The organism is Streptomyces sp. NPDC029139, from assembly GCF_055564335.1.
Window position 1 is genome coordinate 53,270 of record NZ_JBVHWN010000009.1, and the last position, 14,332, is coordinate 67,601.

Here is a 14,332-nt window from a genome sequence, read left to right on the forward strand (position 1 = left end):
CGGCCCTTGTCACGAGAGCACCTGGTGGTCGGCACGGGCATGCTCCCCTCACCTCCGCCGCACGCCCGGCGGGGCCTGCTCCGTCGTACCGCCGCGCGAGGGTGGCGGCGGTCTCCCCGGATCGGCATCGGCACCACCGCTGAAGCAGACGGCGACCAGCAGGCCCATCACCGCCGTGACACCCAGGGCGTCGAAGGCGGGGAAGGTGAGGCTGACGAGGAGAAGCCCGAGCAGTGCCGCTCGGCTGCCGATCCGCAGGGCGTGCCACCGCCACTCCTCCCCGGGCGGGCCCCGCCGCGCGACCGCGGCGACGATGACGAACACGAGGAACGCCGCCACCGGTATCCCGATCTTCCATGCCAGCCAGAGGTACCCGTTGTGGGCGAAGGGGGTGGTCATGGTGTTGAAGGTGTCGTCCTTGCCCCAGGTGATCGTGGCGCCGAAGCCCGATCCGGTCAGGGGGCGGCTCCTGATCTCCTCCCCGACGATCTCCGACTCGACCACCCGGTACTCGTAGGACTTGTCGACCTCCAGCCGGGTCACCGAGACCAGGCGTTCCACGGCCGTACGGATCTCACCGGGCGCGAGTGCGACGAGGAACACCAGCAGCGACACGACACCGATGGGAGCCCACTTGGCGGCGGCCCGGCGCGCCTGGGCTCCTGACATCGTCAGGACGACGGCGCAGGCCACCGCCGTGGCCACCCAGAAGGTCCGCTCGTACGTCAGCCAGGCGCAGAGCGCGTTCAAGCACACGGTCGCCGCCAGCAGCCACCGCACCGGGGTCGAGCGCACGCGGCCGGACACCAGCGCGGCCCAGGCGAGGGTCACGGCGACCGGGTAGGCGTACAGCCCGCCTTGCAGGGAACCGCGGCCCGACGAGGTGAGGTCCACCCCGCGGCGTACGCCGACATCGGCGGCGCTCGTGTAGCTGATGGAGAACCCCCACTGGAGCAGCCCCCAGACTCCCAGGGCCAGCCCGATGCCGATCAGCGCGTTCTCCAGACGCCGTCGGGCCGCCTTGTCGTGGACGAGCGGCCAGGCGAGGACGAACGCGCCCACCCCGAGCAGCACCCGGCGGGCTTCATGGCCCGCCTCGCTCACGTCGGCTCCGTGGGCGATGCCCCATGCCAGGGCCCCGGCGAGCATCACGGCGACGGCCGCGGCGGCGAGGAGCGGCGCGTCGAACCTCAGCCTGCGTGAGAGGACCAGCCATGCGACCCGGCACAGCCCGAGGAAGAGGAGGACGTCGACGAGCAGCAGCCCTGGCCGGCCGGATCCGCCGATGACGGAGAACTGGTCCTGCACGGGGAAGGGCACCAGGACCGTGAGGGCGATCAGCGTGGACAGGGCGGCGACCGGGGCCGCGAACGCCAGCGGGATCACCACGATCGCGGCGACGGCCGCCAGCGGGTCGCTGGGGAGCAGAGCCCCGAAGGCGAACGCCGACAGCACGGCCACGGACGCCGTGCCCAGCGCGCGACGGCGCGACCCGGACGCGAGCGGCGCCAGGGGCGGCGCCCCGTTCCGTCCGACCGCTGTCCAGGTCCTCACGGTGACCGCCTCCGGACGAAGAGCCGCAGCAGCAGGACGCCGCACGCCGCCGTTCCGGCGGCGACCGCGGCGCAGACGGCGACGCCCTCGGACGTTCCCCAGGCTCTCAGGGAGAGGAGCAGGGCGAAGGTCACCGCCACCTGGCATGCCACCGCGGCCACGATCGGGCGCACGGCATGCCAGAGTTCCCGGCCCCGGGTTCCGGCGAGCCGTGCGCCGACGGTGGCGTACACCGCCACGTACGGCAGGAAGATGACGAGGTGCGCGAGTGCGGCCCCGCGGATTCCGTCGATCGAGACGAGGACCCACAGGGCGATCGCGGTGGCGACGCAGCGGACGGCCATGACCTTCGCGCGGAAGGCGATGTGTCCGATCCCGGAGAGCGCCTCGCCGATGCAGTTGTCGATGGCGTACCCGATGCCAGCCACCCACAGCACCTGGAAGGCGACCACCATCCCCGCCCATTCGGGGCCCAGGAGTGCCGGGAGCACCACCGGTGCGAGGAGGATGCCGATCGGGAGCATCGGCAGCAGCAGCGCCGACATCAGGCGTACGGACTGCACCGTCCGCTCCCCGCTGGTCTCCGGGCTGGAGGCGGCGGCGGCGAAGAGCACCTTGCCGACCTGTTCCGAGAACTGTGTCGAGGGCGCCATGGCGATCGTGAAGGCCAGAGCGTAGAGCCCGACGAGGCTCGCGTCGCTGGAGAGGCCGACGATCAGGTAGTCGATGTTGGCGGCCACCATCATGGTGGCGCCGAACAGGAAGAACCACCGGTCACCGGTGCGCTCGCGTGCCTGGGCGCCGGCGGGGTAGGGCGACGCCGACCGGTGATGGCGCAGGCCGGGCAGGCACAGCACGGTGGTGAGCACCGCGAGCAGGGCGAACAGCACCACTTGGCGTGCCACGAGCGACCAGACGCCCGCCCCGGCCAGGACCGCGGCCACGGCCACCGCGGCGGACACGACATTGGCGGCGGCCGACGCCCAGGCGAGCCGCCGGAACTGCATCGACTTGTGCAGCAGCGCCGTGGGGATGACGGAGATCGCGTGCAGGGGCAGGCAGACCGCGAGCAGCGCGACGGCAGGCGCGTCTCCGCCTCCCGCGAAGGTGCTTACCAGGGGCCCGGCGGACACCGCCATCGCCGCGCCGAGTGCTGTGCCGATGAGGAAGCAGCGCCAGAAGGCGCGGAGGAGGTAGGCCCGGGTGAGGTGCGGATGCACCATGATGGCGCCGTAGGTGCCGCGTTCCACGAGCAGTGTCGCGATGTAGACGACGGCCGTTCCGACCGCCACGGTCCCGAAGCTGGCGGGCGGCAGGCGTCGTGCGAGGAAGATGAGCGATCCGTAGGCGAACGCCTGGGCGACCAGATGGCTTCCGGTCATCCAGGAGGCAGAGGCGATCAGGCCGCGCCCGGTGAGGTCGCGCGGCCTGAAGACCACTGTGGTGCGGACCTTCACGACCGGGCCGGATTGCCGGCCGACCTCGCCGATGCCCCCTCGCGGTGCCACCGTGCGCGCAGGGCGTGGACGGCCAGGCGAGCGGCGGAAGGGGCTCCCTGGACCAGGTAGCGGCGCCAGAGCCAGGGCTGCTTCGTCAGCCGCCAGGCCCACTCCAGGCAGAGCCGCCGCAGGATCTCCGGGGGGCGTCTGCGGTCGCCGTTGATGAAGTCGAAGCTCGATCCCACGCCCACGAACCAGGTGCCCGGCAGGGCGGGGCGCAGATCGGCCATGACCGAGGTCTGGCTCGCGAAGGGCAGGCCGAGGAACACGATGTCCGGCGAGGAGGCGATCAGTGTGCGGGAGAGCGCCGCCAGTTCGGCGGCCATGGTGTCGGGCCGGACGTAGCACGGGTAGGTGTCCACGCGCAGCCCCGGGTTCAGCCGCGTGAGACGGTCGGCGGCCCGCTGGGCCTCGCCGGGACGGCCCCCGGCGAGCAGGATCGAACGGCCCCGCGCACCCGCTCCCGCGGCCAGTGCCCAGAGCATGTCCGTGCCCGTGATCTGCCGGGGCACCGGAGTTCCCTGGATCCGCAGCGCGACCACCAGCGGCATTCCGTCGGTGACGACGAGATCGGTGTGCTCGAACATGTGCCGCAGGTCCGGCGAGCGCTGGTACTGCCGCAGGATCTCGATGTTCGGCGTCAGCACCGTCCCGCCCCGGCCGTCCGCCAAACTGTCGAACACCTGGTCGACGGCCTCGTCCAGCGTCACCGCGTGGATGGGCATGCCCATGAGACGTGGGGTCCGCCGGAGCGGCGGCGATCCAGGAGCGGGCAACGACATCGGACTCACCTCTTCAGGATTTCCGGTGAGGACACCGAGACCTCACGTCCGTCGACCGCGACGTCGTCGCTCCGGGTGTGGCGCCTGAACCGCTCGATCGCGAAGGCCGCGAGGATGCCGACGAACATCCCACCGACTCCCGCCAGGCCGATGGTCACGGCCGCGGGCATCTCCTTGACGCGCTCCGGCGGACTCGTCGACTCGATTCCCAGCGTGGGGTCCACGCCGGTCTCACGGACGAACTTGAGCAGTTGCAGCTTCCGTGACTCTTCTCCGGTGTTCGGGTCGACAGCGGTGTTCCTGGCCGAGAAGGCGATGCGGCGGTCCAGTTCGGCGGAGACCGTCTGCCACCGATCCTTCAGAACCGTCTCCGCGAAGGTCTGCGCCAGGCGGGCCGCCTGGGCCGGGTCGGCCGCTCGGGCGGTGATCCCGATCATGTTCGTCTCGCCGACCGGCGCGACGTCGACGGAGGAGCGGACGGATTCGGCTGTCCACTTCCCTCCGAGGGACTGGGCGGTCGCGGCCGCGACGCGGTGGGAGTCCACCAGTTGCGCCGCCATGGAGGAGGTACGGGTGGCATCGCCCGCGTCACGGATCAGACTGGTTCCGAGGAACGTCTCGTCCGATTGGGCGAGCGGTGTCAGCGGCATCCTCGTGACCGCGCTGTAGGAGGACTCCCGCGGCCCCAGGGCCAGCAGGCTCGCCACGACGGCGGCGAGCGTGGTGAGCACCACCAGGGGCCACCAGCGCGCGACGCCGCGCTTCCCGACGGCGCCCGTGTCGGTGTCACTGCCGTGCGCGCCTGGGGGCCGTGTGCCATCCGTTGCCGAGGAGGACCCGGGGACGAGTCGGGACATACGCCGGGTCATGCCGACTGCCCGTATGCGAGGAGATGCACGGTGACCGCCTGGTTCTCGTCGAGGGACGGGTCGGGTGCCACGGCGCGGGCCAGCTGCGCGTCGATGGCGCGGTTGAGATCGTGCGGATCGCCCGCCTCGAAGGTCTGTGAGGCGAGTTCCCGCAGGCCACCCACGTTCGCCGCGGCGGTCGGGGTGCCGAGCCGGCGGGCGACGGCGAGCACGCCGCTCTGGCTCGCCTTGTCATAGGGCAGCACGACGAGATCCGCCGCCGAGATCGCCGCCGAGAACTCCTCCAGCTCGAGGAACTCCACTCGTGCGGACACGTCGACGCCGTAGGTCTCCGCGAGTCGGGCACACTGTTCCCACCCACCGCGGTCTTCGCCCACGACGGCCAGGCGCCGGTTCGCCGGCCAGTGGCGGGCACTCTCGATGAGCACGTCCAGCCGCTTCTCGGGTCGGATGCATCCCGCGAAGAGGACGACGGACACGTCCGGGCCGGCCCGCCACTCGTTGCGCCACTTGAGCCGCTCGTCGTCCGTGGCCTCGGGCACGAGCTGGACGAGCGGAGAGCGGTGCGCCTCGAGGCCACGGCGGCGCAGAACCTCGACGTCCGCGTCGGAGTAGACGATGATCGCGTGCGGGACCCGAAGGGCGAGCCGGAGCAACGCGCCGTCCACACGCCCTCGGCGCGAGAACGTGTCGTGCGGCGAGTAGATCACCAGGCGATCCCTGAGCCGAGCGACGCTCAGAGCGAGAAGCGTCAGTGCCCCCGCCGCGGCGATCCCTTCCACATGAAGGACCGCGCCGCGCGGCACCGCCCTGTGCAGGTGCGGCAGCGTGTGGCTGACGAACCCGCGGGCTATCGCGGCGGAACGGCGAGCGCCGCTCTCACCATGGCGCGGCCACCAGGAGCACGGGCACAGCTCGACGTTCTCGACGCGCACCTCCTCGTGCTCGTGCCCGGTGTGGAGCACGACGCGCCGGCCGGACCCGCCGAGGAGCTGACCGAGGCGGCAGGCGTGCTGGAAGACCCCCGCGTATCCCGACGGTTCGAACAGATGGATCTCGGGGCGGTGGGATTCGGGGCGCATGCAAGCAGTCTGCGGTGGGGCCGGGACAGGTTCATCGGCAACCGGACCCAATTTTTCGCGCCGGGGTACCCAGAAACGCGGAGCGACCGCATCGCTCCACGGAGCGACGCCGTCGCCCGTCTGAAGGCGTGCGCGCCCGAAGATCCTTAGACTGAGGGTGTACGGACCCACGACGCATCCACACTGGGGACGGCCGTGACCGATCTGCTCGAACGCGACGCCGTACTACAGGATCTCGCCGACTGCCTGGAACGGGCTGAACACGGCCACGGACAAGTGGTGCTGCTGCGCGGTGAGGCGGGGATCGGCAAGACCGCGGTCGTGCGACGCTTCGCGGAGGAGCGGGGCGGTACCGGCACCGGGCGCGCCCGGGTTCTGCTCGGCGCCTGCGACCCGCTCTCGGCGCCGCGCCCGCTGGGCCCGTTGATGGACATCGCCGCGCTGCTCGACCCGCCGGTGACCCAGGCCCTGGAGGCGGGTCTGCGTCGGCACAGCGACCCCGTCGGCACCTTCGGCGGAGTGCTCACCTCGCTCGGCGGCCAGGCGGGAGGGCAGCCGACGCTGCTGGTGATCGAGGACCTGAACTGGGCCGATCAGGCCACCTTGGACCTGGTGCGCTTCCTCGCCCGGCGGATCGACCGGATCCCCCTCCTGCTCCTGGCGACCTATCGCGACGACGAGGTCGGTCCCACACACCCGCTGGCGGCGGTCCTGGGCGACCTCGCCGCTTTCGCCGCGGTCCACCGCTGCACGCTGGAGCCGCTGAGCTGCCGGGCGGTCGCCGATCTGACCGCCGCGGCCGGCCACCCGGTGGACGCCCGTGAGCTGTTCAGCAACACGCACGGAAACCCGTTCTACGTCACGGAGGTGCTGGCGGCCCGCACCCCCGGCATCCCCACCACGGTGCGTGAAGCGGTGCTGGGCCGCATAGCCCGGCTCCCGGACCGGGCCAGGGAAGTGGCGGAGACGGTGGCCGTCATCGGGCCCCGCGCCACCGAACCGTTGATCGCCGCCGTGTCGCCGGACGCCGTCACGGGGCTGGAGGTGTGCCTGGCATCGGGCGTGCTGCGCCCGGACGGGCCGGTGCTGTGCTTCCGCAACGAGCTGGCGCGGCGGGCCGTCTGGGAGTCGCTCCCGGCCTACCGGCGCGCCCGGCTGCACGGCCGCGTCCTGGCGGCGCTGCGGGCCGGCCCGGTCGATCCGGTCGACCTCGCCCAGCTCGCCTTCCACGCCGAGCAGGCCGGGGACGAAGCGGCCGTGACCGAGTACGCCCCGCGGGCGGCCGCCTACGCCGCGGCCCTCGGCTCGCACCGGGAGGCCGCCGAACTGTACGGACGCGCGGTGCGCGACCCGGCCGCCGCGCCGCCCGCCCAGCGTGTCGAACTGCTCGAGGCCCGGGCGTACGAGAGCTACGTGACCGGGAGCCTTCCGGAGGCGATCGACGCCTGGGAGGAAGCGGTGCCGCTGCGCCACGAGCAGGGCGACCGGCGCCACGAGGCGGAGGACCTGCGCCGGCTCTCCCACATGCACTGGCTGTCGGTCCACGCGGCGGACGCCTGGCGGGCGGGCCTGGACGCCGTTCGCGTACTGGAAGGCGAGGGCGAGACCCGGGAACTCGCCTGGGCCTACTCCAACCTCGCCCAGCTGGCCTGCCTCGGCTACGACCCCGCGGCGACGGCCGACTACGCGGGCAAGGCCGCCGAACTGGGGCGGGGCCTGGGCGAACCCGCGCTGAAGACGCATGCGCGTGTCTACGAGGCCCTCGTGAACGTGGCCTGCCGCGGGCAGGGCTGGCAGGACCTCGAGGACGCCTGGCAGCGGGCCATGGCCGAGGACGCCATGGCGGAGGACGCCTGCCAGATCGGAGCGATGGCGTGCTGGACCGCGGCACTCCACCACGATCTGCCGCGCCTCGATCGACTGACCGTCCAGACCTGCGCGTACTGCCGCGAACACGAACTTCCGACGTTCCTCGTGCTGGCCCTCGGAGCGGACGGCTTCGGGATGCTGCACCGGGGCCAGTGGGCCCGGGCCGCCCGGAAGGCGGGCGACGTGCTCGACCGGAACCCCCAGCCGCTGCACCGGCTGTTGCCCCTGGTGACGTCGGCGCTGGTCAAAGCCCGCCGAGGCGAACCGGGGGTGTGGCCGTTGCTGGACGAGGCACTCTCGTACGGCGAGGAGGCGGATCTCTTCCTGGCGGGCCCGGTGTGGGCCGCCCGCGCCGAGGCGGCCTGGCTCGAAGGGGACGACAGCCTCGCCGTGGCGGAGGCCGAGCACGGCATGAAGGCGGTCACCATCGAGAGCGACCCCTGGCTCGTCGGCGCGATGCTGCGCTGGTCCCGGCCGGCGGGCGGCGAGCTTCCGCAGGCGCGGGCGGCGGAGCCGTACGCCCTCGAACTGGCCGGACGGTGGCGCGAGGCGGTGCGCGTGTGGGAGGGGCTCGGCTGCCCTTACGACGCGGCCCTGGCCGGCCTCGGTGGTGACGTGCCCGCCATGCGGCAGGCCCTGGAGGTCTTCCGCTCCCTGGGGGCCCGGCCCGCCGCCGACCGCGCCTGGGAACGGTTGCGGGCGGCCGGGGTGCGGCGCACCCCGTACGGCAAGCGCGCCTCGACCCGGGCCAATCCGTACAGCCTGACCAAGCGGGAGCGGGAGGTCCAGCGCCTGCTGTGCGAGGGACTGAGCAACAGGGAGATCGCCGCCCGGCTCTACATCACCCCCAAGACCGCCGCGCATCACGTGGCCGCGGTGCTCACGAAACTCGGCGTGCACACGCGCGAGGAGGCCGCCGTCCCGCTGGACGACGACCTCTCGCGCTGAGCCGGGAGACATCGGCGGGTCGCACCGGCACCACCGACATCCCCTCACCACCCGCGCTTTCCGGGGCGCGTTATCTGGGCACGGGGCCGCGAAAGATTGGGCCCGGATGCCGATGAACCGGCCTGTCCACCACCGCAGACTGGACGCACTGTGAGCCCGGGGGCGCGCAGCGCCTCAGGTGCCCCGGCACAAGGCGGGAGTGGTGGCACATGTCGAGACGCATCCGCGTGGTCACGTTCGTGGGCACACGGCCCGAGGTCATCAAGATGTATTCGCCCGTTCGGGCATTGCGCGAGCTGGATTCGACCTTCGAGACGATCGTGTGCTCCAGCGGCCAGCACGCAGAGCTGTTGTCCGACGCCCTCACGACGTTCGGGATGAGCGCCGACTACGAGTTGGCGGTGATGCGAAAGGACCAACGCCCCGCCGAGGTGGCGTGGCGAGTGACGCGGTGGGCCGCCGACATCTGTGACCGGCTTCGGCCGGACGTCGTCATGGTTCAGGGTGACACCACCACCACGATGGCCGCCGGCGTCGCGGCCTTTCACTCCTCGACGAGAGTGGCTCATGTCGAAGCCGGTCTGCGGACCTACGACAACAGCGCTCCCTGGCCCGAGGAGGGGCACCGGCGGATCGTCGGCGCGATCGCGGATCTGCATTTCGCCCCCACCGAGCCGGCCGCGGCCAACCTCGTACGCGAGGGGGTGGCTCCGGACCGCGTACACCTCACCGGGAACACCGGCATCGACGCACTCTACTGGGCCCGCTCTCAGCCGCGTCAGACGCCCGCGCCCCCCGAGGGCCGGCGTCGTATCGTGATCACCGCGCACCGGCGCGAGAGCATCCCTCACGGGATCAGGGCGATTCTCGGTGCCGTCCGGCAGCTGGCGAGCCTTTACCCCTCGGTGCAATTCCAGTTGGTGCGGCACCCGTCCCCGCCGGTCATCCGGATGATCGAGGAGACGCTGAACGGAGACTGTCCGGAGAACGTCGAGGTACTGGCGCCGTGCAGCTACATTCCGTTCACGCACATGCTCGCCGACTCCTATCTCATACTGACGGATTCGGGCGGCATCCAGGAGGAAGCACCGGCCCTGGGCAAGCCGCTTCTCGTGGTCAACCGTCGCACGGAACGTGAGGAGGCCCTCAGGGCAGGCACGTCCGACCTTGTCGGAATCGACGAGAGCGACATCGTCACCGCGGTGGCCGCGCTGCTCGAGGACCCCGTCCGCTATGCACGTATGGCCACGCGCCACGACCCCTACGGGGACGGTCTCGCCGGCGAACGGATCGCGAAGATCCTCGGCGAGACGATCGCGCCATCGACAGGAACGGAGCTCCGGCCATGACGGAGACGTCCTCGATCACGAGCGCCGGGTCGCCTCCCGCGACGGCGGAGGCCACCCGGCGCATCGAAGGATGGTTGCTGGGGAGCGGGGTGCAGATCGAGGAGGGTGCCGAGCGCGGAGCGGTCGCCGGATGGCTGGACCGGGAGGGGCGACCGGAGTTCGTGTACCTCGAGATCACCGGCTACTACCTGACGACGATGGCCTGGCTGGCGTCGGGCGCGGCGAGTTCTCCGGAGCGCGCGGCGGAGGCGCACGAGCACGGTCGGCAGGCGTTGGGATGGATCACCCGCACCGTGTCGGAACAGGGAGTTCCGCCGACGCGGCTGTACCTGTCGGCCGGTCACTCCGACTGGCGGAACGCCGGCGTGTTCACGTTCGACCTGGCGATGGCCGCGCGCGGGGTCGCGTGCTTCGGCGACGTCGACCGGCACGGCCCCTGGGAGCGGCTTGCCGCCGGCCTGTGCACCACCATCGACGGCATGAGTTCGGGGGCTCCCGTTCTGCAGTCGCACGACGCGATCGTCGGCGCGCCCCTTCCCGACCGTTGGTCGACGCACCCGGGCCCGCACCATCTGAAAGCGGCCGCTGCCCTGCTCCGGATGCCGGACGGCGTGCGCAGGGCACCGCCCCTCACCCGGGTCTGCCGCCGGACCTGCGAGCGCTGGGAGGCCGCGCTGGAGGAGACCTGGCCGTGCCACGAACTGCACCCGCTCCTCTACGGGATCGAGGGCCTGCTCATCGGGGCGCTCCCCACGGAGGACGAGGCGCTGGAGGTCATCGAGAGGATCTACACCCGCCTCATGGGGCTGCAGGCCGCGGACGGAACGCTTACGGAGACCACGGAAGGGGGGATCGTACGCTCCGACGTTCTCGCCCAGGCCCTGCGCATCGGCCTTCTGCTGCGCAGTCGTGGATACCTGCGGGGGAACCATTGGGCCGGGCGTCTGGAGGCGCTGACCCGGGCGCTGTTGGGCTTCGTGCGGCCGGACGGAGGAGTTCTCTTCTCACGCGATCAGGACATCGCCAACGTCTGGTGTGCGATGTTCGCGCATCAGGCACTGCTCCTGCACTCCCGCACCCACTCCCCCGGCGTCGATCAGCTTCCCCTGACCGCGGTCTTCTCGGAATTGCTGGTATGAGATTGTCGGCATGAACTGATTTTGGTACGCATATGAGTCGCCTGCTGAGGCTATAGCCTCAGCAGGCGACTCCGAGTGTATTAATTCCCGACAATCGCCTCAATAGGCGCCTCGGTGCCTGAGCACGGCCGGTACCGTTCTGGCCAGGAGCATGATGTCCATGCCGAGGTCCCATCGGGCGATGTAGTCCAGGTCCATCCGCACTTGCTCGGCGAACGTGATGTCGGAACGACCGCTGACTTGCCAGATACAGGTGATTCCGGGCTTCACGAGCAATCTCTGCCGCTCCAGCGGACCATAGTGCTCGCACTCCTCCGGAAGCGGGGGCCGGGGGCCGACAAGACTCATCTCGCCGTGCATGACGTTCAGCAGCTGGGGCAGCTCGTCGATGCTCCACCTGCGAAGAACGTGTCCCACCGGGGTGACCCTCGGGTCGTGATGCATCTTGAAGAGGGGACCGGTGCTTTCGTTCTGCTGCAGATACATGGCCCTTTGACGTTCCGCGTCCCGGCACATCGAGCGAAACTTGAGCATCCGGAAATGCTTTCCGTCGCGCCCGACGCGCTCTTGCCGGTAGAAGACCGGCCCCGCGGAAGATATCTTGACCGCGCATGCCGCGCCCACAAGAATCGGCGACAGCAGGATCAGTGCCAGCAGGGCGACCACAAGGTCGAGAATGCGCTTCCCGAGCAGTTGGCGGCTGCTCGCCGCAAGAAGTCCGCAATCGGGACGTAGCCGAACGTCGGTGTGATGCTGCGATTGTTCGGGGCGCATGCAGGCAGTCTGCGGCAGCGCCCGAGGCGGGTTCATCGGCAATCCGAACCAATTTATTACGGCGGAATGCCCAGATACGCAGAGCGATGACTCCGCCACCTGCTCCCCGCCGCCCGCATGTTCGCGGGTGCGGCCTAGGACACCGGCCCCGGCCCCTCCAGCTCGGTCAGCCGGACGGTGCACAGACCGCCCCGCTCGGCCTTCACCTCCGTCACCTCCAGCTGAGTGCCGGGAGCGAGGATGTACTCCTCCTCGCCCGTGAACGCGGAGAACCTCCGGATCCCCACCGCCGTCGCGGGCGTCACCTCGAACAGGGTCCGCCTGCCGCGGCTCCCGAGGAACGCCCGGGCGACGCCCGGCTCGGACGTGCAGGACGACACACCCCACCACGTCACCGTCCGCCCCACCGGGTACTGGGCGCGCAGGTCCAGTGCCACACCGCGCCACAACGGCCGCTTCCGCGCCGGCAGGGCCGACAGCGCCGAGAACAGAAGACGCAGGTACGGGAGGTACGGCACCGTCCGCTCCCGGTCGGGGGAACGCAACGCGGCGTTGATCTCGCGGTAGAAGGCCGACTCACACGTGTACAGGTACAGAGCCGCGATCGCGTGGGCGGACAGGCCCTCCCCGGCTGCCCCGCCCACGGGCCCGGCGTCCGCGGCCCTGGCCTCCCCGAAGCGCCACGACCGCTCGACGTGCCGGTCCAGATCCGGGAGCACCTTCGACACCGGCTCGACGGCCTTCAGGAAATCGGTCAACGGCGTGTCGAACACCCCGGTGAGGGGCGGCAGGACGAGCCCCTCGTCCTTGACGCTCGAGAGCCGCTCCAGATACAGCTGATGCAGCTCCATCGTCGACGTGATGAAGGCCCCCATCCGCTCCGCGACTCCCCCGCCGTCCGAGCCGCCGGACGCTGCCGCCTCGCGGTCCCAGCCCTTCCGCGGCAACCAGTCGACCGGCTCGGTCCCCACCGCCGCCAGGGCGTCGTTGACCTGCGCGAAGTGGTCCCCCTCGCAGAAGATGTCGCCCTGCGCCGCCGGGTTCGCGTGGTCCACGTGCCGGACCTCGACCCCCGGATACTTCTTCTCCAGCCGCTGGACGACCCTCTTCAGGCTCCGGGCGTGCGCACCCCACCAGGCGAAGACGACGCCCCGGTCCTCTTCCTCCGCGTCCTGCTTGGCACGCAGGATCTCCTCGACGATCCGCTCGGTCACGGGCCGCCAGAAGGAGGTGTGCCGATCGGTGGGCAGCGCCCCGTCCGCACTCGCCGTGAGGGACGCGTTCAGCAGGAGAACACCCTGGGTGAGCATCGCCTGGAACCACTCCGGCGGCTGAACCGTGTCCTCCTTCTTCAGCAAGGCCCGGATGTCGGCGACCGGTGTCTTCTTGGCGATGCCGTACTTCCACATCGCGGCCGCCTTGATGATGCAGCGAATGCTGACCACCCGGCCGAACTGGCTGTCCTTCCAGTCGTGGAAGGTGTTGTCGAACATCGCGATGCCGGTGGCGCTCTCCGGCCGCGGATAGGGGTTCTGCCCGAAGACGACCACCTTCCACTTGTGCGGCGGGTGCGGCTTCAGCGCCTGGAACGTCAACTCGCGTACCGGCACCACCTCGGCGCTGCGCCGGGGGCCGATGAAGTCGGCGGCTCCCGGCTGCGCCTCGATCACCGGACGAAGCAGCGGCAGCCACGGCTCACCTCCGCCGGTGAAGAGTCCGGCCAGCCCCAGCTCGTCCCCGGCCGGGGCGCCCGCCGGGTTCGCCGGCACGGTGATCCGCACCCGCCGGTCGGCCCCCGCGCTCTCGATGTCGTCGAGCTGCCCCAGCACGGCGGCCCGCAACGCGTCGTAGTCCGCGAATCCGTGGTCCTGGAAGAGCGTGTAGCCCGTCCACATCAGGTTGGCGCACACCCGCGCGGGCACCCGGCCGGTCTGCGCGCCCATGCCGACGAGCGCCACCGACCGGATGCTGCCGGGCTTCGCACGGTTCTGCAGGTGCACCGCCTGGAACGCGGCCGCGCACGCCAGCGCCACGTTCATGGTGTCGCTGATGTTCTGCGAGGACTGCCGCATGGTCGGCGTCGAGATCAGATACCGCGGCACGGCCGCCCCGGAAGGGACGCATACCGCGCTGCCCACGGGCAGCTCCCCGCCGAACCGCGACCGTATCTCCCGCTGCACCCGCACCTGGATGCCGGCACCGAGGTGCCTCTTGATGACCGCGTCGACCCCGCCGTCCATCCGGCCGCGCGCGTTGGTCGGGGACACCCACGCGTCGACGTCCACGTCGAGAAGGGAGCCCTGCCGGATCTCGACCGCGGGCACATCCGCGAACGCGGCGCGCCAGGCCGCCACCACCTTGTCGTTCACGTCGACCAGAACGACCCTCAACGCACGCCCGTCGCCCACGAATCCACCCCTCTCGCACAACCTCTCGAACGTGCCCGAAGCTACAACGGGCCACTGAC

Annotated in this window: 10 protein-coding genes; 3 read left to right on the forward strand and 7 right to left on the reverse strand. The window is 71.1% G+C overall.

Translation table 11 applies throughout. The features are described from left to right. Positions 1-48 precede the first annotated feature (48 nt). Genes ACZ4VW_RS20870 through ACZ4VW_RS20890 form a run of 5 tightly spaced genes read right to left on the reverse strand, consistent with a single transcriptional unit; the run spans position 49 to position 5,786 of the window. Positions 49-1,554: an O-antigen ligase family protein gene (locus ACZ4VW_RS20870; protein ID WP_467964460.1), complete on the reverse strand. Its 1,506-nt coding sequence runs from the start codon at positions 1,552-1,554 to the stop codon at positions 49-51. Further along, a complete protein-coding gene (locus tag ACZ4VW_RS20875; RefSeq protein WP_467964462.1) occupies positions 1,551-3,011 on the reverse strand; it encodes an oligosaccharide flippase family protein in 1,461 nt (486 codons plus the stop codon). The genes ACZ4VW_RS20870 and ACZ4VW_RS20875 overlap by 4 nt, the downstream gene beginning before the upstream one ends. Continuing rightward, the gene (locus ACZ4VW_RS20880; protein ID WP_467964464.1) at positions 3,008-3,784 is read right to left on the reverse strand and encodes a WecB/TagA/CpsF family glycosyltransferase; all 777 of its coding nucleotides are present in this window, start codon (positions 3,782-3,784) and stop codon (positions 3,008-3,010) included. Before ACZ4VW_RS20880 ends, ACZ4VW_RS20875 begins: the two co-directional genes overlap by 4 nt. A gap of 56 nt (positions 3,785-3,840) precedes the next feature. Next, positions 3,841-4,692 (reverse strand): YveK family protein, encoded by an 852-nt coding sequence (locus tag ACZ4VW_RS20885; protein WP_467964466.1) that lies wholly within the window; start codon positions 4,690-4,692, stop codon positions 3,841-3,843. A gap of 8 nt (positions 4,693-4,700) precedes the next feature. After that, entirely contained in the window at positions 4,701-5,786 is a 1,086-nt protein-coding gene (locus ACZ4VW_RS20890; protein WP_467964468.1) for a glycosyltransferase, read from the reverse strand. Positions 5,787-5,981: 195 nt separating this feature from the next. On the opposite strand from ACZ4VW_RS20890, the gene ACZ4VW_RS20895 reads away from it, so the two are divergent. The 3 genes from ACZ4VW_RS20895 (at position 5,982) to ACZ4VW_RS20905 (ending at position 11,091) form a co-directional block, all read left to right on the forward strand. Then, complete coding sequence (locus ACZ4VW_RS20895) at positions 5,982-8,603, forward strand: ATP-binding protein (RefSeq protein ID WP_467964470.1); 2,622 nt, start codon at positions 5,982-5,984, stop codon at positions 8,601-8,603. A 209-nt stretch (positions 8,604-8,812) separates the two neighbouring features. Continuing rightward, the gene (gene wecB, locus ACZ4VW_RS20900) at positions 8,813-9,952 is read left to right on the forward strand and encodes a non-hydrolyzing UDP-N-acetylglucosamine 2-epimerase (protein WP_467964472.1); all 1,140 of its coding nucleotides are present in this window, start codon (positions 8,813-8,815) and stop codon (positions 9,950-9,952) included. Then, complete coding sequence (locus ACZ4VW_RS20905) at positions 9,949-11,091, forward strand: hypothetical protein (RefSeq protein WP_467964474.1); 1,143 nt, start codon at positions 9,949-9,951, stop codon at positions 11,089-11,091. Before wecB ends, ACZ4VW_RS20905 begins: the two co-directional genes overlap by 4 nt. 99 nt (positions 11,092-11,190) lie before the next feature. On the opposite strand, the gene ACZ4VW_RS20910 is transcribed toward ACZ4VW_RS20905, so the two are convergent. After that, positions 11,191-11,865 (reverse strand): sugar transferase, encoded by a 675-nt coding sequence (locus ACZ4VW_RS20910; RefSeq protein ID WP_467964476.1) that lies wholly within the window; start codon positions 11,863-11,865, stop codon positions 11,191-11,193. Positions 11,866-11,999: 134 nt separating this feature from the next. Next, positions 12,000-14,273, reverse strand: coding sequence for an ADP-ribosyltransferase domain-containing protein (locus ACZ4VW_RS20915; RefSeq protein ID WP_467964478.1), 2,274 nt, complete (start codon positions 14,271-14,273; stop codon positions 12,000-12,002). Between the last annotated feature and the right edge of the window lie 59 nt (positions 14,274-14,332).